The 18,881-nt window shown below is 38.7% G+C and carries 22 protein-coding genes and 2 pseudogenes; 5 read left to right on the top strand and 19 right to left on the bottom strand.

The annotated features are described in order from the left end of the window. Positions 1-22: 22 nt before the first annotated feature. From G601_RS0107055 to G601_RS0107035, 5 genes and pseudogenes are all read right to left on the bottom strand, one after another. A complete protein-coding gene (locus G601_RS0107055; RefSeq protein ID WP_026664942.1) occupies positions 23-1,111 on the bottom strand; it encodes a macro domain-containing protein in 1,089 nt (362 codons plus the stop codon). Next, positions 1,111-1,638, bottom strand: coding sequence for an NUDIX domain-containing protein (locus G601_RS0107050; RefSeq protein WP_026664941.1), 528 nt, complete (start codon positions 1,636-1,638; stop codon positions 1,111-1,113). Before G601_RS0107050 ends, G601_RS0107055 begins: the two co-directional genes overlap by 1 nt. Next, positions 1,625-2,149, bottom strand: coding sequence for a class I SAM-dependent methyltransferase (locus tag G601_RS27315; protein WP_242834396.1), 525 nt, complete (start codon positions 2,147-2,149; stop codon positions 1,625-1,627). The genes G601_RS0107050 and G601_RS27315 overlap by 14 nt, the downstream gene beginning before the upstream one ends. A gap of 69 nt (positions 2,150-2,218) precedes the next feature. Further along, positions 2,219-2,614 (bottom strand): annotated as a pseudogene (locus G601_RS27310) ((deoxy)nucleoside triphosphate pyrophosphohydrolase); the annotation flags it as partial. A 20-nt stretch (positions 2,615-2,634) separates the two neighbouring features. Then, the gene (locus G601_RS0107035; RefSeq protein WP_026664940.1) at positions 2,635-2,994 is read right to left on the bottom strand and encodes an arsenate reductase family protein; all 360 of its coding nucleotides are present in this window, start codon (positions 2,992-2,994) and stop codon (positions 2,635-2,637) included. A gap of 1,014 nt (positions 2,995-4,008) precedes the next feature. Here G601_RS0107035 and G601_RS0107030 point away from each other — a divergent pair. Genes G601_RS0107030 through G601_RS0107015 form a run of 4 tightly spaced genes read left to right on the top strand, consistent with a single transcriptional unit; the run spans position 4,009 to position 7,409 of the window. Next, positions 4,009-5,529 (top strand): hypothetical protein, encoded by a 1,521-nt coding sequence (locus G601_RS0107030; RefSeq protein WP_155834483.1) that lies wholly within the window; start codon positions 4,009-4,011, stop codon positions 5,527-5,529. Positions 5,530-5,558: 29 nt separating this feature from the next. Next, entirely contained in the window at positions 5,559-5,858 is a 300-nt protein-coding gene (locus G601_RS0107025) for a hypothetical protein (protein WP_026664938.1), read from the top strand. An 18-nt stretch (positions 5,859-5,876) separates the two neighbouring features. Beyond that, complete coding sequence (locus G601_RS0107020) at positions 5,877-6,929, top strand: DUF3592 domain-containing protein (RefSeq protein WP_026664937.1); 1,053 nt, start codon at positions 5,877-5,879, stop codon at positions 6,927-6,929. Positions 6,930-6,950: 21 nt separating this feature from the next. Then, positions 6,951-7,409, top strand: a complete 459-nt coding sequence (locus G601_RS0107015) for a DUF3592 domain-containing protein (protein ID WP_196808833.1) — start codon at positions 6,951-6,953, stop codon at positions 7,407-7,409. 214 nt (positions 7,410-7,623) lie between these two features. Here the strand turns inward: G601_RS0107015 and G601_RS26055 are convergent, their stop codons facing one another. The 13 genes from G601_RS26055 to G601_RS0106950 form a co-directional block, all read right to left on the bottom strand. Next, on the bottom strand, positions 7,624-7,794 hold the full coding sequence (locus G601_RS26055) for a hypothetical protein (RefSeq protein WP_155829620.1): 171 nt from the start codon (positions 7,792-7,794) through the stop codon (positions 7,624-7,626). A gap of 10 nt (positions 7,795-7,804) precedes the next feature. Then, on the bottom strand, positions 7,805-8,158 hold the full coding sequence (locus G601_RS22300; protein WP_035790468.1) for a PspC domain-containing protein: 354 nt from the start codon (positions 8,156-8,158) through the stop codon (positions 7,805-7,807). Between the two features lie 79 nt (positions 8,159-8,237). Further along, positions 8,238-8,603: a hypothetical protein gene (locus tag G601_RS22295; protein ID WP_155829618.1), complete on the bottom strand. Its 366-nt coding sequence runs from the start codon at positions 8,601-8,603 to the stop codon at positions 8,238-8,240. 25 nt (positions 8,604-8,628) lie between these two features. Beyond that, positions 8,629-9,192: an AAA domain-containing protein gene (locus tag G601_RS0106990; RefSeq protein ID WP_026664936.1), complete on the bottom strand. Its 564-nt coding sequence runs from the start codon at positions 9,190-9,192 to the stop codon at positions 8,629-8,631. Positions 9,193-9,550: 358 nt separating this feature from the next. After that, positions 9,551-9,856: a type II toxin-antitoxin system PemK/MazF family toxin gene (locus tag G601_RS0106985; RefSeq protein WP_026493468.1), complete on the bottom strand. Its 306-nt coding sequence runs from the start codon at positions 9,854-9,856 to the stop codon at positions 9,551-9,553. Continuing rightward, entirely contained in the window at positions 9,856-10,098 is a 243-nt protein-coding gene (locus G601_RS0106980; protein WP_026493467.1) for an AbrB/MazE/SpoVT family DNA-binding domain-containing protein, read from the bottom strand. The genes G601_RS0106985 and G601_RS0106980 overlap by 1 nt, the downstream gene beginning before the upstream one ends. 63 nt (positions 10,099-10,161) lie before the next feature. After that, a complete protein-coding gene (locus G601_RS26790) occupies positions 10,162-10,275 on the bottom strand; it encodes a DUF3387 domain-containing protein (protein WP_242834393.1) in 114 nt (37 codons plus the stop codon). 366 nt (positions 10,276-10,641) lie between these two features. Further along, the gene (locus G601_RS0106970; RefSeq protein ID WP_026493048.1) at positions 10,642-11,094 is read right to left on the bottom strand and encodes a PaaI family thioesterase; all 453 of its coding nucleotides are present in this window, start codon (positions 11,092-11,094) and stop codon (positions 10,642-10,644) included. Positions 11,095-11,241: 147 nt separating this feature from the next. After that, positions 11,242-11,997, bottom strand: coding sequence for a type IV toxin-antitoxin system AbiEi family antitoxin domain-containing protein (locus tag G601_RS0106965; RefSeq protein ID WP_026664935.1), 756 nt, complete (start codon positions 11,995-11,997; stop codon positions 11,242-11,244). Positions 11,998-12,186: 189 nt separating this feature from the next. Continuing rightward, positions 12,187-15,636, bottom strand: a complete 3,450-nt coding sequence (locus G601_RS0106960; protein ID WP_026664934.1) for an SIR2 family protein — start codon at positions 15,634-15,636, stop codon at positions 12,187-12,189. Positions 15,637-16,292: 656 nt separating this feature from the next. Then, positions 16,293-16,529, bottom strand: coding sequence for a hypothetical protein (locus G601_RS27190; protein ID WP_051205656.1), 237 nt, complete (start codon positions 16,527-16,529; stop codon positions 16,293-16,295). Next, positions 16,523-16,687, bottom strand: coding sequence for a hypothetical protein (locus G601_RS27185; RefSeq protein WP_330368815.1), 165 nt, complete (start codon positions 16,685-16,687; stop codon positions 16,523-16,525). The genes G601_RS27190 and G601_RS27185 overlap by 7 nt, the downstream gene beginning before the upstream one ends. Positions 16,688-16,699: 12 nt before the next feature. After that, positions 16,700-17,830 carry an AAA family ATPase gene (locus G601_RS0106950; RefSeq protein ID WP_026664933.1) on the bottom strand — a complete coding sequence of 377 codons (1,131 nt, stop codon included), beginning with the start codon at positions 17,828-17,830 and terminating at the stop codon, positions 16,700-16,702. Positions 17,831-18,083: 253 nt separating this feature from the next. Between G601_RS0106950 and G601_RS0106945 the strand changes: the two genes are divergently transcribed. Continuing rightward, on the top strand, positions 18,084-18,527 hold the full coding sequence (locus G601_RS0106945) for a hypothetical protein (RefSeq protein WP_026664932.1): 444 nt from the start codon (positions 18,084-18,086) through the stop codon (positions 18,525-18,527). Positions 18,528-18,635: 108 nt separating this feature from the next. On the opposite strand, the pseudogene G601_RS27305 reads toward G601_RS0106945, so the two are convergent. After that, a pseudogene (locus tag G601_RS27305) lies at positions 18,636-18,881 on the bottom strand (group II intron reverse transcriptase/maturase); the annotation flags it as partial.

Here is an 18,881-nt window from a genome sequence, read left to right as displayed (position 1 = left end):
AACCCGCAGGCGACCATCCTTATCATCCCTTCGACAGCGGATCAAGTCCGAATTCAAAGAGAGTTACATCAATATTCAAAACGTTGTATTCCTTATGAACTATATAATATTTTACTATTACATCCGTTTGGGAGATCGGCGATAGGGCATATCCCGCAAGTCCCAGGAAATCCACCGCCTCATCAAGGTTCAGCCTTAGTCCCACAGCCAGCGCCAGCACCTTCTCCTTTGAAGGATTAACCTGCCCCTTAAGGAGCTTGGAAAAGTACTGCTTGGAAATGTTCGCAGCCGCATAAACCTCTGAGTTCTTAAGGCCCTTCTTATTTATAAGCTGCTGCAGGTGCTTGGCAAAGGAATCCGTGTACATTTCCTTAAGTTCTTCGTCAAGGCTCTTCTCCTTAGAAGCGCCAAACATCATGTCAGCTTCGTAATAAGCGGATTCTTCTGATTCCTCTTCCCCGTACAGGGCCTCCAGATCAGAATCCTCATCAGCTACATAGAGATTAACAGCCGCAGCCTTCATGCACATCATACGGTTTACCGGCATACTCTCGTAGTAATTCTCTGCCTCAAGAGCACCGCCCACATACTCATCATCGATGAAGCTCTTAACATCATCAAAGATTCTGCCGGATATATGATAGGCATCATCTCCGAAAACAACCAGAGTGATCTCCATCTCATGGTCTGTAAGGAACTTTGTGAATGAATCAATCGCTATCTGAAGACCAAGCTCCTTGGGGAACCCATAGGTCCCGGTTGCAAGGAGCGGAAAAGCTATAGACTCGCAGCCATTATCTGCAGCAAGAGAAAGGGACTTATCGTAGCATTTCCTAAGTAGCTCTGCTTCGCCCTTATCTCCGCCTTCCCATAAGGGGCCGCTTGAGTGGATGATGAATCTGGCATCGAGATTAAACGCAGGAGTTATTCCTACCTCTCCTGGTGCAAGATATCCTATTTGTTTTCTGGCTTCAAGCAGCTTGTCTTCACCTGCAGCTTTATATATTGCAGTATCAACGCCACCACCTATTGCCACATCAGGATTGGCTGTGTCTACGATAGCGTCTGCTTTTACTTTTGTTATGTCATTTCTGATAATTGAAAATGGCATTATAGTCTCCCCTCGATATCTCTGATACCCCGGCCCATCTCTTCATCGTTATGGTCCATGATATGATCATAGAACTCACTAAAAGGCATAACCCTTACATCGTTTACTTCATAACGGTCAAAATCAAATCCGCCTTCAGGAACCTCGACACGAAGCATGAAAACCGAGGCCAGTAATCCTGTCCCGTCATCCCAGTCCTTAATATACTCAAAGGCCAGTTCCATATCATCAGGCGATACCTTGATTCCAAGCTCTTCCGACAATTCTCTGACTGCTGCCTCTTTTGGAGATTCTCCTGCTCTTACTCCGCCGCCTGTCATATCCCATTTGCCGGCGTAATACTTTGCAAGTAGTGATCTCTGCTGAACAACATATCTGCCCTCGCCCTTTCCGGGAGCAGGACTGTCACTGATCTTCATAATAATAAGAACGTGCTTTATATAGTCCCCGGGCTGTTTCTTCTCGTGCTTTTCTATTATCTTCCCGGTGGACTTACCTTCTCTTGTAAAAATCTCAATATATTCCATTTTTCCTTGCTATGGCATTAACCCACATCTCATCTGCTCTTCCGGGTCTGTTGTCATTTCCGGACTCATTGAACAGAATCTCAAATCCTGCATCTTCAAATAACGGAACTATGCTCTTCTCATTAAAATCGCTAAAGGTACGGCTGCCACGCATCTTCGTACCATCGCCATATTTAAAAGAAGCGTAGATAACACCGCCACTTTTTAGCGAAGCGTTCAGCTTCCTCATGGTCTCCGGCAGCTGATCCACAGGAACGTGAAGAAGTGAAGCGCAGGCCCAGACTCCGTCGAACTCATTATTAAAATTGATATCCTCGAACCTCATATCCAGAACTTCCCGCCCCAGATATTCAGAAGCTCTCTTCCTCATCTCTTTGGAAGCATCAAAAGCTGTCACAGAAAAGCCTGCATCCATGAACGCCTTAGAATCTCGTCCGCTACCACAGCCCGCATCCAAAACATGACCATGTTCCGGAAGAAGCGCAACGAACCTGTCTCTCTCATAGGACATGTCAGCATTGACACTTCCCGCAAAGAAGGAGTCAGCATTCTCGTCATAATACTCTACATTCTTATCAACCATCGCTTCTGCAAGCTTGGGAAGAAGATCTAAATCCGCAGGAAGCCAGTCCACACTTCTAAGGTCACTTACCTCAAGCCACTTCGCAGCTTCGTGCTCTAGGAGCTGCAGCTTACCTTCAGCAACAGTCGCCCAGTAGCAGTTCATATGAAGATGAAAAGTCTCGTAGTCATAATCTATTATGTCTATCAGATCATGTACCTCGATCTCAGCACCAAGCTCTTCTTTAATCTCACGAACCAGCGCCTCTTCAGGAGTCTCACCTTCTTCAATTTTCCCTCCGGGGAATTCCCAGCCATCCTTATAATCCCCATATCCGCGCTGAGTTGCGAATATCTTTGTTTTTCTCTTGTAATCATCGCAGATAATTGCTGCGACAACGTTTACTGTTTTCATGCCTTAATCTCTCGCTGTTTTTATTTTTTTAATAATGCTTCCTGCCAATCGCTCTCCTTGAAACCTGTCAGCACCTTCTTGTCAGTTACAAGTAAAGGTCTCTTCACAACCATTCCATCGGATGCAAGGAGCTTAAACTGCTCATCTTCACTCATTCCAGGCAAACGCTTGGACAACTCCATATCCTTATAAATCTTCCCGCTGGTATTAAAAAACTTCTTCAGCGGAAGGCCGCTAGCTTTATGATATTTTCTCAAAGAATCCTCGTCGGGGTTGTTCTCTTTGATGTCGATCAGCTCGTACTTAACATTGTTATCATCAAGCCATTTCAGGGCTTTCTTACATGTGGAGCATTTTGAATAGCAATATACTTTGTTCATGTGCACCTCCTACCTGTCTGTAAACATTCTAGAATTGGTTTTCATAAAAACATTTCTCTTCTATTTTATCATTACAATAGAAATATGGATTATTTTAAAAAAAGCTTTTCCTTCAGAAGGTTCAATATCAAAACAGCAGACCACAACCTTGATAATCTGCTGTCTCAAACATAATTTTTTTCATATTATATTCTGTTTTACAATTTGTCATGCTTTCTCTAAGTCGTTACATTCAGAATGCTAACAAAGCATAGATATATCCCTCTGCTATTTCTTTTATATCTTGAAAATCCTGATACTTCTTATGTTTTATAACCATTTGAAAACATTGACAGCTGTATAGATCTCAGAATTTTTACGTCCCTTCTTACTTATTTTCTTCTGTAAAATGCTTATCAAATAAATCCGAGTACAGCCCCTTTAGCTCATCATCAATAAACTATGACATCCCAGCTATATTCATTCTACAGACCTTTACTCATATTGTCATAATCGACAAGATCTCATTTATATATTTTTATTTGAACGTTAGATTTTGTACTAAAAATACATACCGACTTATTTATTGTCTTTTAAGAATTAAGCATTTTGAATATTGATATAATTAATTTGCAAACCGATTTATTTAAATTATGAGAATGCAGATCTACTTGAGGTGTTAGATAATTTAGATAAACTTCTGGAAGAATAGGATATATTGAATACAATTCAATACATATAATTGAAAGTAAGCATTTACCGTCATAATGAGAGCGGTGTAAAGATTTTTGCGAATAATTGGAGGAATGTTCCATGAGTATTAAAAAGAAATATAGATGCGCATTATCGTTGATAGCAGCCCTGATGCTGACAACCCTCTCGGTGACGGGATACGGCGCAAATGTGAACGCTAATTTAAACAAGACCGAGGAGCCAAGTGAGGCCTCGGAGAGCGGTTCAGACGACGAAACAGAAGACAGATCTGAAAATGAGGCATCGGATACCGCGATCACCGCGGATATGGAAGAACATACCGTGCATCTTAACAGCAAGGCAACAAGAGGTGCGGGATATATTTCGGTAAATGAGACTTTTACGGATCAAAAGGGAAATCAGTATAATCTTTTCATGAACGGGCTGAAGGATGAGAACAAGGATGCCATGATTGAAGCCCTGTCCTTGTATTACGATGCGGATAGTGAAGATGGACTTACGATCTATGATGATGCTTTTGCCGATGCGGAAAAGTATGATGATTATGCCGATTCGGATACTCTTATTTCCCATGCTGAAATGGATCCGGAGCTGGATAATGATTCCTTGCAATGCTGGGCGGGTGCTCTTGCCGATGCGCTCTGGGTAAACGGATGGGCAGAAAAACTGCAGAATCCGATCACAGGGAATACCTTTTCTTCCGAGGACGATGTTTTCAGGTACTACAACCGGAAGATCACAAACGACGGAGCCGATACGGATGCTGCAGTTGATTTTTTCTTTATGGGTGAGTTTTATATGGCACCGTATGAAAGCATGCACAGTGCCATGCTTATTGACCAGTTACGTTCGGAGGATGGACTGATGAAATCTTTCTTCAGTTCGAATCTGGTTACGGGATATGACCTGACCAAGGAACCCAATAATATCGAAGTCTTGAAGCACTGTGGTGATCAAGACAGTGACGCAGTGTGTTTTATAGGGAGCGTAGGTAAGATTGAATCGGAAGGGGAACTGCTTGAGGCCGATCACGCTGTTTCTGTAGTCGGAGTCATTACGGATCCGAATGCAGTGGGTACAGAAGAAAGCATGAAAGCGATCGTGATCGTGGATCCGGATAATGATGCCCATCCCTCAGAGGCTGACGGTGTAGGTGAGAACCCGACGATAGAACAGAAGGATGCTGCAAAGGAAGCACGGCCGAATTCGGTTACGGTTTATAACTTGCAACGCAGTAAAGATGTAAACGATGCTCCTTATTGGCTGATGAATGGCTATGCAGATGAAGGATATGATACGGTAATGGTCCTTTATGAAGTGGAGGAACTTCCGCATTACAGCGAGGATATCATTGCGGCAAATACGGAAACGGAAGGTACAAAAACCGCATATGACAGCGTGGATCTGTCGCTGGACCTTCTATTCACAACGAGTGAGCCGGAGCCGATCGCAGATCTTTACGGAGAAACGCTGAATACCGCACCGGTCACTGAATTTTCATCCGGCGATCCGGTCAATCTGAATTTCCTGATAGCCAACAGGGGTGGCGTAATATTGGATGAGGATTACCTGAAGGGTAAGGATCTTATCGTGGACTGGAAAGTTGTACGTGACGACGATGGTTCGGTCGTTGCAAAGGATCGGTTTGTCGCAAACGATCCCATTTATTATTGTACTGCGAGCGACACCTATATGATCAATCTCAATCAGGACGGAGATAAAGTCGTGTCATGGGATCCCGGCGATTATACAGTCACTTTGGATATGAATACCGACAGATCCGTACCGGAAGCCTATTACCTGAACAACGTGCCCAAAGAGTATCATTTTACAATAAAATGAACCTGTATTTTTCCTAAAAAGTTTTTTCTGTGATTTACGAGGAATCACTTAAATTCTGCGTCGGTTATCTTAATTACATGCAGCAGATTGATGATCTGGATCCTGATACAGTTCCGGCAGGCTCTGTGCTTTTTGATGATTTTGACTCTGTGGAGAAAACACTGCTGACAAAGGGTATGAAAGCAGATTGCGAAGTTTACAGGATAGTCGATCAGAACACTTTCGTTGCTTCAACGGTCAAAACCGAAGATATGAGAGACGGAGGAACTTCATACACCAGAAAGGACGGAATTGAATCTGTCGTGAAGGAGTTTACTAAGAAGAGGTAAAACGGAGGAATTTAGTATATGATTTTTCATCAGTCTATGGTTAAAATTATTGCCGGGATACTGGCAATTATAGGTCTGTGCGTTGGTGTGAACGTCACCTTTTTTCAGACCCGGGGTTTTGCGGAAACAACAGCCGTGATTACAGACCTTACAGAGGAAGGAAGCGGCGATGATACAACCTATCGGCCCACTGTGGAGTATGAGGTTGACGGCGAAACTTATAACGTTAAGCTTGATAATTCCGTTAAAGCCGATAGTGTAGGTAATACGATCACTGTTTTATACGATCCGTCAAACCCGGAGCTTGCCTATGTCAAAAACGGGATGGGCATTTATCTGCTGATCGTTTGCCCGCTTATTCTGGCATTTGTTTTAATCTCTATTTTCAAGGGAAGAGGAGAAAGGCAGGAAAACAAGGAACGTCAGGAATTAAGTGGATATACAGGTTATGCTCCGCATGTTGTGGGAGGGGAAAGAGAACTCTATTTCCTTACTGACCTTGGCACCCCCAAGGCGGGTCATCGAATTGAAGATGAAAACAGAAGAGTGCTTTATGAGGCAAAAATGACAAATTTCGGTGTGGCTGTTGACTATAAATTTGATTTCATAGACCATGAACATGGAAAGACTGTTCCACATCTCGTAGGACAGGTGCTTGAGAGCACCTGGGGTACTCTTCTTGCCGATGTTCATGATACATTTGAATTTGACGGCGTGGATATATGGAAGCATTTGAAGCAAAACGGCATAAGTGTCGAGTCATCTGTCACAGCGGGTGAGGGTGCGCTTGTAGGAATGGAATATCGCATTTTGCGGGACGGAGAAGAAATTGCACACGCTGTGCAGACAAGTCAGTTCCCGCATGAGGAAGATACAGACGCACATAAAGTGGAAGGCAAGATACCTATTCCGGGCTTTTATCGTATTTGGACGACAGAGGTATATCTTGATCTGCTGTTTGTTACGCTTATGGCCTTCGCCAGAAGCGGAGCCGGTGATGACAAGGGCGGCACCTACGGAGCTATACTTGGAACACTTGATAAAATAAAAAATAATGAAGGAAATATATGATAAGAGGAGAATATGGTTAAGATGAGCAAATTTGTTAATTTTATGAGGGATTATGTCTTTGCAAGGTCTGTTATTCCCATCGGAATAATAGTGATCGCGATCGGTATCTATGCAAGTACTATTTATGGTGACAGGAAGGACTATCCAAGGTGTGAGGCAACAGTTACAGATTCCGAACTTTTAAGTGGAAGTTATGATTCAGAGGATAATAATGATAGCAGAGTATATAGGAATTATATCAAATACACCGTTGACGGACAGGAATATGAAGGGTCAATTGACAGCGGAGATAATATGAAGATAGGTTCCACGGTTACGGTTGACTATAATCCCGATGATCCGACGGATGTGGGGGCATGGACCGGTCTGTGGCTTCCCATACTGCTGATATCACTTGGCGCGGCGGCAATTATAGCCGGATGTGTCAGTATCGTTATTGTCCATAAACGTGTCAAAGGGGACGGTTCCAATGTCATTTAGATAAGGTCCCCTAAGTTTTTAATTTATTTCAGAGCAAACCGTAAAAAATCATTTTACACATATCTACGAGAAGGCATGGGTTCCGGGCAGAAATGAGTTTAGAGAATTATTTACACCAAATGACAATCCTCAATATTAGTGAACATAAAAAAGCTTGTAGACTGTTTAGTAATCTACAAGCTTTTTCTTTACTATTCCTTTAATGGTTCTCGTGTCAAATTTCTTCTTTTTCCTTGCAATGCAGCCTGTAAGCATCAAAGAAGTGAGCTGCTGTGCAAAGAAACCATACACCAGACATAAGAGCTTTTCCTCCAACGAGGCACATAATTCCGCTCACTGCAAAAACTATTCCCAATACTACTCTTGATCTTGATGTCATTTTCATCCTTATCTCCTTAGATAGTAAATCCTTTTATCTCAGAATCATCTGAAAAGGGCTTAAAGCCAACGGGTTCACTAGTTTCATAATAATCATTTGCCGAGTAACTGTTTGTATTTCTATTGTAAGTAGTGGTCTTTTCGCTCTCAGGTGCTTCATCCATTACTATAGCAAGGATGATATACGGAAGGATTCCGATACCGGTTGTAAATAAGAGGATCATATAGATGACTCTTATGATTGTAGGATCAATCCCAAAATACTCACCAAGGCCTCCGCATACACCACAAACCATCTGATCGTTCTGCCTCCAACGCAGGCCACATAACCATACAGCTTCGTCAAAAACTCCGAAAGCATCTCCTCTCATCCGTAGCTAAAGCTCTCAAAATGCGGTGCGTCGCAATCATCCCCCATGCACACGCTGTCACGAGTCGCACTGATTGTGTTCATTTCCGAATCTCCTCCATACAAAGATTTCGTATAGCATCGTTTATATTAACATCGCCATTAGTAAAACAGCCTCTCTTATCCCCAACTGCCTCAAGCGCCTTTTGGTACTCGCCATTATGGATGTAATATAACGCTTCACGCAGCTCGCCATGATAACCTTCAGCAAACTTTTCTGTAAAAGCAGTGCCGGGCACATTCTTTATATCATCACAAAACTGATCTATATATTTTGTAAGAGCTTCTTTTAGCTCATCTTCTGACCAATTTTCAAGGACAGTACTATCCTCCCGAATCCGTGTTCCATAAACCGCAAATGCACCAATCGCCCTAAGAGACAGCGGTTCATCTTTATTGCTCTCCATGCCTATCAAATCCCAGAAAAGTTCATCAAGCCAAAATGATTTTAAAGACTTGCTCATGAGTTTTGGAATCAAGCTCACCATCAGGGATAGATATAACTATCTTTTCCTGTGCCTTTGCAGCATCCTCTGAAAACATCTTTATTGCGTCATCAAGATTTTGATAATTCTTAATTTTCTTTGTCTCCGGAAGTTGCATTATATACTTATGCAGTTTTTTCCCGTGGGTAGATGTAATATTACTCTTATCCTTGAGGAATTGAATAAGCTTATAGAAAATATGCTGTGTCCCTTCAAATCTTCTTTCCCAGAACTTTGTATTAGCAACTACAACCAGCTTACCTCTTGCTCGCGTTACAGCAACGTTCACCAACCTAGTAACTGAGTCCATATCTTTGCTCATCAAATAGCCAGCCTTGGTTGATGGATAACTTTCCACTGCATCAAAAATAATGACGTCTCTTTCTGATCCTTGGAACTGGTGAACTGTTGAACATGCAATATCCGTGATATCCGATTCTCTATGATCCTGCGCAATTGGCTGCAGCTGCCTAAAATCTCCTACCAAGACAAGCTTTTCTTTTGCGCTCATGGCAGCACAAACTATCTGAGGAACATATAATTATTGCATACCAATTATAGCTTAAGTATTCCATTCATGCACTCATCCAGATGTTCCTCCTTCACAAACCTTTCACACTTTCACTCATGTTTTTTAGCTTCGCTTTAGGATAATACTCTAAACTTAGACCTATCAAGAGCAGCAAACCTCTTGAGACCCCCTCATAGAAACTTTTCTTCATAACACAAGCTGCCAGATTAATAATAACCTGGCAGCGCCCCTCTAAAATTCAGCTGCAGAAATGCAGCTTTTATATATTTAAAACTTCAGGCCCTATTAAAGTGCCGGTAACATAAATAAAAATATTAGCAATTAACTATTATCCAAATCATACATAATCAAAAATGCTTTGGATTGCATCAGTAATATCAATAATCGCCGGTATATGTATTCTATCCAGTTTAGAATACCCTCTTTTATTCATATCAAGTAATGCCATTTTTTCACATTGCACATAGCCAGTAACTTCTTCTGTTTCAATCTTTATATGTAATGCTCCGGATTCCCCATTTTTATATACAGGACAACCAATAATCTCCCCTGTTTGATTGAAGAAATCCTTACTTACGACCAATACCGGCATTTTTATTCTTTCAATTTTAAGAATATCTCCCTGATTTATTTCTCCTTTCATTACCAAATCTCTCTTCCTACCGGTTCACCCCAGTCAAATTCTCCATCTAGATCTAGCTTTCCACCATATTCAGCAGCACGCTCTTCCAATGATTTATGTCTAAAAGGTTTAGTAAGCATTATGACGCCATTCGAAACTTTAACATCCAGCATATCATCAACAGTCACATCTGCTTCCTGAAGTACTTCTTTTGGAAGTCTTATGCCTTGGCTATTACCCCAAGTTTTTACCTGAGTCTGCATAATATATACCTCCTTTATGTATATACATTGTATATCCGATATATGATTATATCAAGTATGTATTCACACGCTCATCCATATCGTTGTTTTCAGTCCACAGCTCATAACTATCTGAATAACATCATCAATTCCTTCCGGTGGATACTTATGCTTATTTATGAGCTTCTTGATCATCATACAAAGCAAGCTCACCCGCAGTTATTCCTAATTGCTGTCTTTCTTACGCAGCCTACATTTGCCTTGCCAAATTCAGTATTTCAGCAATAACCTTCTCATTTGTGAGCATTCCATTAAATATTCTTTCGTGGAATATTTAAAAAATCGTTATAGTTATATACCTTGCAATTCACAAACCTTTCACATTCTACCCTATATCTTTTAGCTTCGCTTTAGGATAATACTCTAAACTTAGACCTATCAAGAGAAGCAAACCTCTTGAGAACCCCTCATAGAAACTTTTCTTCATAACACAAGCTGCCAGATTAATAATAACCTGGCAGCGCCCCTCTAAAATTCAGCTGCAGAAATGCAGCTTTTATATATTTAAAACTTCAAACTGTCTCCAAGTACCGGTACCTTGCTGGCAAAGAATGAAAATTCACCGCTATCAAGGAGATTTCCATTATCATCTGTAACTCTGATATCGAATACCAGGATATGCTTTCCTGTCTTGAGTTTCATACATTCACAATATATGTACTCAGTATTAACTGCTGGCAATAAGAAATTCAGATTAGCCGAAACCGTTGTAACATAGTAACCGCTCATACTTCCTGTAGCACCTGCCATAACATCAACAAAGGAAAGCAGTGCTCCTCCATGAATACTTCCATATGTATTGTGAAGTCTTTCATCACACTTGATCCTTGATTTACTATACGTCGGACTAAGTTCCATCACCTCGAATCCAATAAACTTGTTATACTCATTCGCATAAAGTTCAGCGAGCATCTTCTCTCTGATTGCATTTTCTTTTTCTGTTCTTGCTTTTCTCATGTAACTGTATCCTCTAATTTATTTTTATGTAAAACAACAGGGAAGCAGTAGCTCCCCATTGCCAATTATATCACTATTTTATTTTGAAATGACAGACGATAACCTTACAAAAATCTATGCGAACCTACTAATATATCCTCAGTTAATTCATATTCCTTCTCCATTTTTCATACTAAATATTTTTTCTGGCACCACCAATCTCCATATCCCGTTATATGTTCCTGCCTTTGAAGAAGTAGTAAAATATCTTTTGCTCTTCCCTATCTTACTTTTACAAGTTGCAAAAAAGGCGTCTGATAAACCATGCTTGTCATCTGCCTGCTCTAGAAGAAGACCTACCTTTTGATAAAGGAACTGGTTGTTATATTGCTCCAAATATTGAAGTAATTTCTTTTCCTGAAGCCTACCAATCGAATCAATATTAGCTATAACTTCTTCAACACCTGCTATTTTGTCCATTTCCTTTATACAATCCAGAACCGTACGTTCTCTATCGGTAACAACGATACCTCCAGAAAACTCTTCTTTTCGTATTCCTTGTGATATCCCAGGCTTAATATGATGATAACTATATCCTTCAAATTCAAAGTCATTAAACACCCTGGGTGATGAAACATAGACATCATTAAATACCTGATCTGTAATTCCATAGTATTCCATAGCAGAATGATGTGAGATATATGCACCTTCATTAATTGCACTACCTATCTGAAAACGATTAGCAATAGCCATCCCATTCTCACCATTCGCACATGTATAAAGATCATTTCTGATTTTCTTAACCATCCCAGCTTTTAACAATCTTTGTACCGCAGAACGTGCGCTATATATATTACAAAAATGCTCGTTTACATCAGCTATCCTAAATACGGGTTTATTTAATAATTTGAAATACAGATTCATGTTTATAATCCTCGCATTATAACCTGTTTACAACTTATTTTGTTACAATTATAAACCCATCTGAAATTCATATCAAGTTTATATATATCGCAATATAACTCATTTATAAATTATTATGTAGCGTTTATAAACCGTTTAGTTTGTCAAAAGTACATAAGGAATTCAAAAGAATCGAGAGAAATTTAATCATTATCTGCCAGTTTCTGATATTGTTATATTTTTCCTTAAAAGTGCTTCTTGCAATTGCCGCTGCTCTTCTGTACTCAAATCTTTAAGTTTACTAACAATATTTTTGATAAATAAATCATCATACCCCACACTTGTAACAGCATCTAAAATGCTTGTAATAGCAACAACTGTACTATGTGGATGTTTAGCCGCTAATTGTTTCTCGTCAAAAGAGCACCAAAACACCCCATCGATATTCTTAGGCAACATTCCTTTGCATATTACTTCTACAGCCTCCTCAAAAACACAATCAAGTTCTGTCAGCAAGTATAAAAGGCCCATCTTTTCTTTTTCATACATTGGAATAGGTTTGTTCTTCTTCCTATTATCTATAAAAAGCCTTAGCCATTGGTTCCACCAATTAGTCTTGTCGTTCTCGTCCATGTCCGCTAATCGATTCCTTATTGCACTGATAAACAATCTGATATCATCCTCAGTAGCATAATTATAAAGTGCAGGAATAAACTCCAATGTTGGTTTTTCAATAGCATAAATCATAAGAATTAATAGCAGATTAATAAAACCATGCTTTGTTTCACCCTTAAGTAATTCCAAATGTTTCAAAGCCTCTAAATAGATAGGAGTGATAATATCTATAGTATCTTTGTTAATTCTTCTGGAAAAATATGTCATGCCCTCCCACGCACTTAAAAAATATCTTTTATTTTTACCATTCAAATACACTTCTAAATTATCAACTGTCCACTTCTTATCTCTATAATAAAAGAAGTTGAAATGACCTGCTAAAATACACACTGAAACATCTTTTTCCCAAGACCGTATTCTTAATGCTTGTTCAAAGCATCTCTTATATTTTGACGGAAAACACAACTCTTTATAGCAATAGAGCATATTTATCAATGATAGAAGAATCAGTCCACTTGTTGTGTTAAGTGTTGCATCAATTTTTCTTTCAAACTTTATCTGTTTATGACTGCGATTATTCCAAATAATCTCAGCTACTGAATATAGTCTTTTCTCATATTTATCAAAGCAATTCTTTATATCTTCGAGCTTAGTCACTTCATACAAAAAGCTCGACAAATGCTTATCATAATTACAATTAGCGATATATAAAGACAAGTATTCTAGAAGTTCGACAGTCTGATTCAACTCAAAGTGAGCATCTTCTATTCCCCTGAAAACATACTGCCAAAGTAGTTCGTCTTTCGTTTTTTGAATAATCAGTTCCCCAACGATTCCTTTGGTCCAATTGTAATCTTTAGAAATACAAGAAGACAACATCTTCAACAGTCCATATCTATTGGGTCCTTCGAAAGGATCAGGCTTAAAATTTTTAATATACTTTACAGCCTCTGCATACGATTGCTGTTTTAACTCGGCCTCTGAAATAGGACTTATATCTTGAATCCAAGTAACCGTTGTGGGTTCCATAATATATTCTGGATGTTTATGGGGTTTGAAGCCATACTCAGTGCTATAACTACTTATTATTCCATTTAATCTAGAATTCTTATCATATTCTCTTTGGATCCATTCACACCAATCATATACTTTTCGTTTTCCGAGCAGATCATCATCATCTTGATCCAAACTTTCTATTGCATCAATCACACTATCTTTCTCTCTCTCATTCAGCTTTGAAAAAATCTCTGCTATAAGTAAAAATACCTGTTCTTTTACAAAGAACTCGCCAATTAATTCACGTTCCAAAAGAATATTTAATACTTCTCCTGGTTCAAAAACTTTAGTAGTTCTAACGGCTTTTAATGAAAGTTTTTTCAAAAGTGTAGATTCTGAATCAAGATGTTGCAAAAGAATAGTTCTCAATATTAAATTCCTACCCTGAATACTATTTATAGCCTCCAAATAGATCTCAGCCAATATATCAAGCTCCTCATCATTAAATCTTTCTTCCTCACGTTCTTCAATGACCAGCATCGATAATTCCCATGGTTCTTTACCCCTTGAAACCGAATTTAAGCTTGCATATTTATAGCACATTTCTTCAATCGTCATCTGTACAAATGATATCAACCCCAAAGCATCATCCTTACAGAGTGCTTTTCCAATCAATTTCCACGTATCATTTATTTCATAATAGCCCCCCAAAAATCTATGCTCAAATTCATATGACTTCTCCAATCCCCAACCATTCTGAAGAACATATCTACAATCAAATAATTTTTTAAATAAAATAAACGCCAAATGGTTTTCTTTTCTCTTAAATAGCATTTTAACCAACCTAGTAATAGTCCAACTATTTGTCAAGAACTCATTCAGCAAAACAATATATCTTGCAAGTATACGTCCACTTATTTCAGAATTATTTATAAGTTTTTGTACTAGTATTTCTGCAAACTTTTGATTAACAATATTATTGTGTCTTAGCATAAGTCCAAGTATTGCATCATCTTCTTTCCCGACAAAATTACTACACAACCAATCAGCCCATAAAAAATCATGTTCAGAAAAATCTATCTTTTTTGAAAAACTTTTATCAAACACTTGTCTCCTATCTAAATATTCAATCCACCCCTTTCCATGGATAATCTTCGCCATAATTCGTGCTCTTTGGATATCCTCGATGCAATAATCAACTTCTGCCCCTATAGTTAAGTCTTTAGGAGGAGCATCTTTTATCTCAAGAAAAAACTTCTCCCAATCCAGTAGCCCTCTTCTGACACAATTTCCAAACTTTTTTAAACTTTCTCTCATTCTGGAAAAATCCTTATTGGGGAACAATATTGGTTGAATGCCCAGTGCCGACCAATCTGATTTACCATCGTCAGTCAAAATATATTTTTTACCAATATTTTGTCTGGACATTGCCCTCGTTAGATATCTCATAATAGTGTCATTATAGCTATACCCAATAAATAAGACTGTGTATGTCTCAAATAATTTTATTAAAAATCTGGAAACATACCCTTCTGTAAGATAACCTTTTCCAAAATCCTCATCAGTAACAATCATGTATTTAGGATCTTTTACATTTCCATGAATATGAATTATACCTTTAATGTCATTCCCCAACGGTAATGCTGGAGCATTATAGATTGCACAAGCTTTTTTTCTAGCTATCAAAACTTGTTCGAACATCTCATCATAATTAGTTGTAACTATTTTTATGTCTTCTGAATTGGGAAACAAGTCAATAATTGCTTCATGCAATTTATTATGCTCTATACATGTTTTGGATAACATTTCAGCAGCCAGTTCATTAACCGGAACCCCATTTGCTTTCAGCTTCCCCAAAAAAACATCATATTGAATCTCCTCAGGAATAGCTATCCCCATTCCTTCTGCAATTTTCTCAGTCAGTTTTTCATAGTCTGGTAATGATGTTGGACTCCCCATAGATGCTCCTGCTCCTGCAAAAACAACTAATCCTTCACTCTTGATTGAATCCACTATTGAATTTGGATAATAAATATCATTAATATACAATTAATCACCCTCTCTAACTCTATCAGCTTTTTTCAGTAAGTTACCATTCTGTTTCTATATTAGCACTTCACAAAGCACTACCAACTCTATTAGTGCCACTTTATATATCCCATAAAAAGTACAGTAAAAAAGTGATGTCATAGCTACATCACTTTAAAACATCTCCATAATTCACTTCCTCTTTTATCACCAAATCTCTCTACCTACCGATTCATTCTAATCAAATTCTCCATCAAGATCTAGACTTCCACTATATTAAGCAGCACACTCTCCCAATGATTTATGTCCTCCTCTATATATTTAATCATGGTTCTTCTTGTGTGATACTTCTGTGATATTTCCAAGAGTATTATTAACTCAGAACATAAGACAAGGACAGCCACGGTAGCGATGCTTTACTAAGGCCTAGTCCAAAGTCGAAAGGATAAATTCCAGCAAAGGTAGCGATGCTTTACCTAAGCCAAGGAAAAACCTGCGGTTCATTGTTGAGGGGAAAGATATTCAGGGCGGCGATGCTTCACCCAAAGATATCAAATGATTTAATTTTCTATCGCTAAGGAGTTTCCTCCAGAGCGTAAGGATGACACTACGAGAAAAGCCGGACAAAATCCGGCTTTTTTCGTGTAACAATATTCTCTATTGAATGCATCGACATTCTATTTCATTTTATGCCTAAGTAAATCAAGGAGCGTATATTCTCCCCTCTGAATTTTAGATACTTCTAAATATTTCCTTATAGCATCAACCAAATTCTTGGAATCGCTGAAATAGTCATGAACAAAATCATATGATTTTACATTGCTCATTTTAAGATCCTGTTTGCAGAAATCACTTGGCTTTTTGCCTGATTTCTTAAATTGATTATACTTCCCTTCACTCAGAATAATCAGCATTTCAATCTCTTTGCGTTCCTACATCTGATGACTTCCTCATCAAGCATTTCCTCTCTTTCAAATATAAGCAAATGCTCGTCTACGAGAATATCAATGATCGCATTTTCCGCAGAACCCTCGCAGATACATGCTTTATACTTGCTAAGTTTTAATTCCATCCGCAGCCTCCTTTATACATACGCTGCGATGCTTTTCTTTAGTTGCATGTATGCTTCATATGCAGGAGTAGTACCATCAAGAAGTCCACTCTGATAGGCTTCACTTCGCTTAATATCATTTCTGCTAAGGACTTCTGTCAATCTCTTCAGTTCAATTCCATCACGATTTCTTGTTATATAGATACTGTCATTCCTGTCATACTCATCAAGCAATTCCGGATAATGTGTTGAAAACACTAATACTGCACCATTTTTATTAAGCTTATTGTCCATAAAAAATCTGATAAGTGTAGCAACTATTTCTTTATTAAAATGGTTCTCTACCTCATCAATGACCATATATCCGCCAAGACGTAACACTTCCATTGCCTTGCTAAATGTTATGATGCCTTTTATGGTTCCAGAAGAAAGATAGTTCTCAAGTTCGCGAGCATTATTTAGTACAATCTCATCCTGCCCCTTGAATACTAGATGAATAAGCTCCTTGCCATTTTGTCTCTCAAATGAAAGCTCTTTTACAGTCGGATCTAAAAAAGAGATTATCGACAGGGGAATCTCATCCGATATAGGCAACACATTTATATTCGTAAATGAAAGCATATCTTCAACAAGCATATGCTCTTTATTCTTCTTATTGTGCGCTATAACGATGCTTACGTCATCTGATAAAAACTCCTCATCCTGTTTACGAGTAGTCATAATCATTGAGTCGTCAAACTCCAACATAGTCTTTCTTGACTTTACATCATTTACCGACTTTCTCATTAGTACTTCATCAGTAATTATGTATCTGTCATCCTTAAAGCTAATCTTTGTTTTAAGCTTATACAAACTATCATTTGAAAAGAAGACTGTGCTTATCACAACTTCATCAGATTTGCCAAGAATATCCTTAACGTAAAGGTGATTTATGGGTTCATTATTTAATAATCCAAGCACTAGTAGCACTACTTTAAGAACCGATGTCTTTCCAGACGCATTGATTCCGATAATTGCCTCTGTGGGATTCAGGTAAATATTATTGAACAACTGAATCAGAGATCCCTTATCATCATCTGATACCCTCTGAGTTACTGTAAAACCTATATTCAATTCATTTTTAAATAGCGGAAGTCCCTCTGCATGTATTCCTATAATCTTCATATAATCACCCCAAATTATTATTCTCGGATTTAGCGTTTTTAATCTTCTAATAATTTGATTATATAGTCATTTTAGAGATTTATCAACGTGTTTTCCGTTTTCAATATTTTTGATTCGCACCTTAATGTTTTCACGTTCTTATTCTCTCGTTTTTTCGTTTTACAAATTACCCCACCATATCTTGCCATACAAGCGCTTCAACTCCTCACATTTTCAGAGTATTATCTATTTATAGTTGGGAGGAGAACTTATAATGTGGGATCAAATTTGGAATAAAATTTTCGATAATTCATGCGAGATTGTGCTGGTATTATTTCTGGCCTACCTTTTATGGCGCATGTCAGCAGACCTTATCGGCATGATCAATTATTATCGCGCAGATGTTTATACGGGCCGGGTGATCAAAAGTCTTGGAACCGTTAAGGAAGCGACCTACATCTCGGGACATTCCCCATGTTATCAGACGTTTGAAAAATACGAGGTAGAATACAATTACAATGGTCAAATGCTCCGCGGGATTGTTCTATCGAACAAGAAAGATCTTCAGGCCGGGCAATATCTTGACGTTCATGCACTTACCCGCAATGGTGTTCCTGAGATTCAGACAGATAAATGCGGCGCGAAGCTCAGATTCTTTGCAATAGTAATGCTTATCAGTGTTGCCGGAGCCACAGCTCTGGTTCTCTTTTTTGCATAAGAATTTGATTTGAGAAAAATCGAGTAGGAGAAAATGTCTCATTATAGAGACATTTTCGACCTCTCACACCACCGTGCGTACGGTTCCGTACACGGCGGTTCAATCAACTTAACAAGTGACACACCTCTCGGTGTAGTAATCTAACATTGAGATAAGTCCAAATTGCTTAAGCCTTTTCGGGCTTATTGCTCTCTGCACATCTGTCTTTGAGCATACGCTTGCAATCGCTTTTCCGTTATAGGCGGTTCTATATGCCGCCCATTTGGGTATTCCTAGCTTTACCAAGTTCTTCGCTCTGTTCTGTGGAGTTTTCCAGTGTTTCCAAATGCACATGCGAAGTCGATACCTGATATT

The organism is Butyrivibrio sp. FC2001, assembly GCF_000424125.1.
In the GTDB taxonomy this organism is placed as follows: domain Bacteria; phylum Bacillota; class Clostridia; order Lachnospirales; family Lachnospiraceae; genus Butyrivibrio.
The sequence above is the reverse complement of the archived record's forward strand: the minus strand, read 5'-3'. Positions and strand labels throughout refer to the sequence as shown.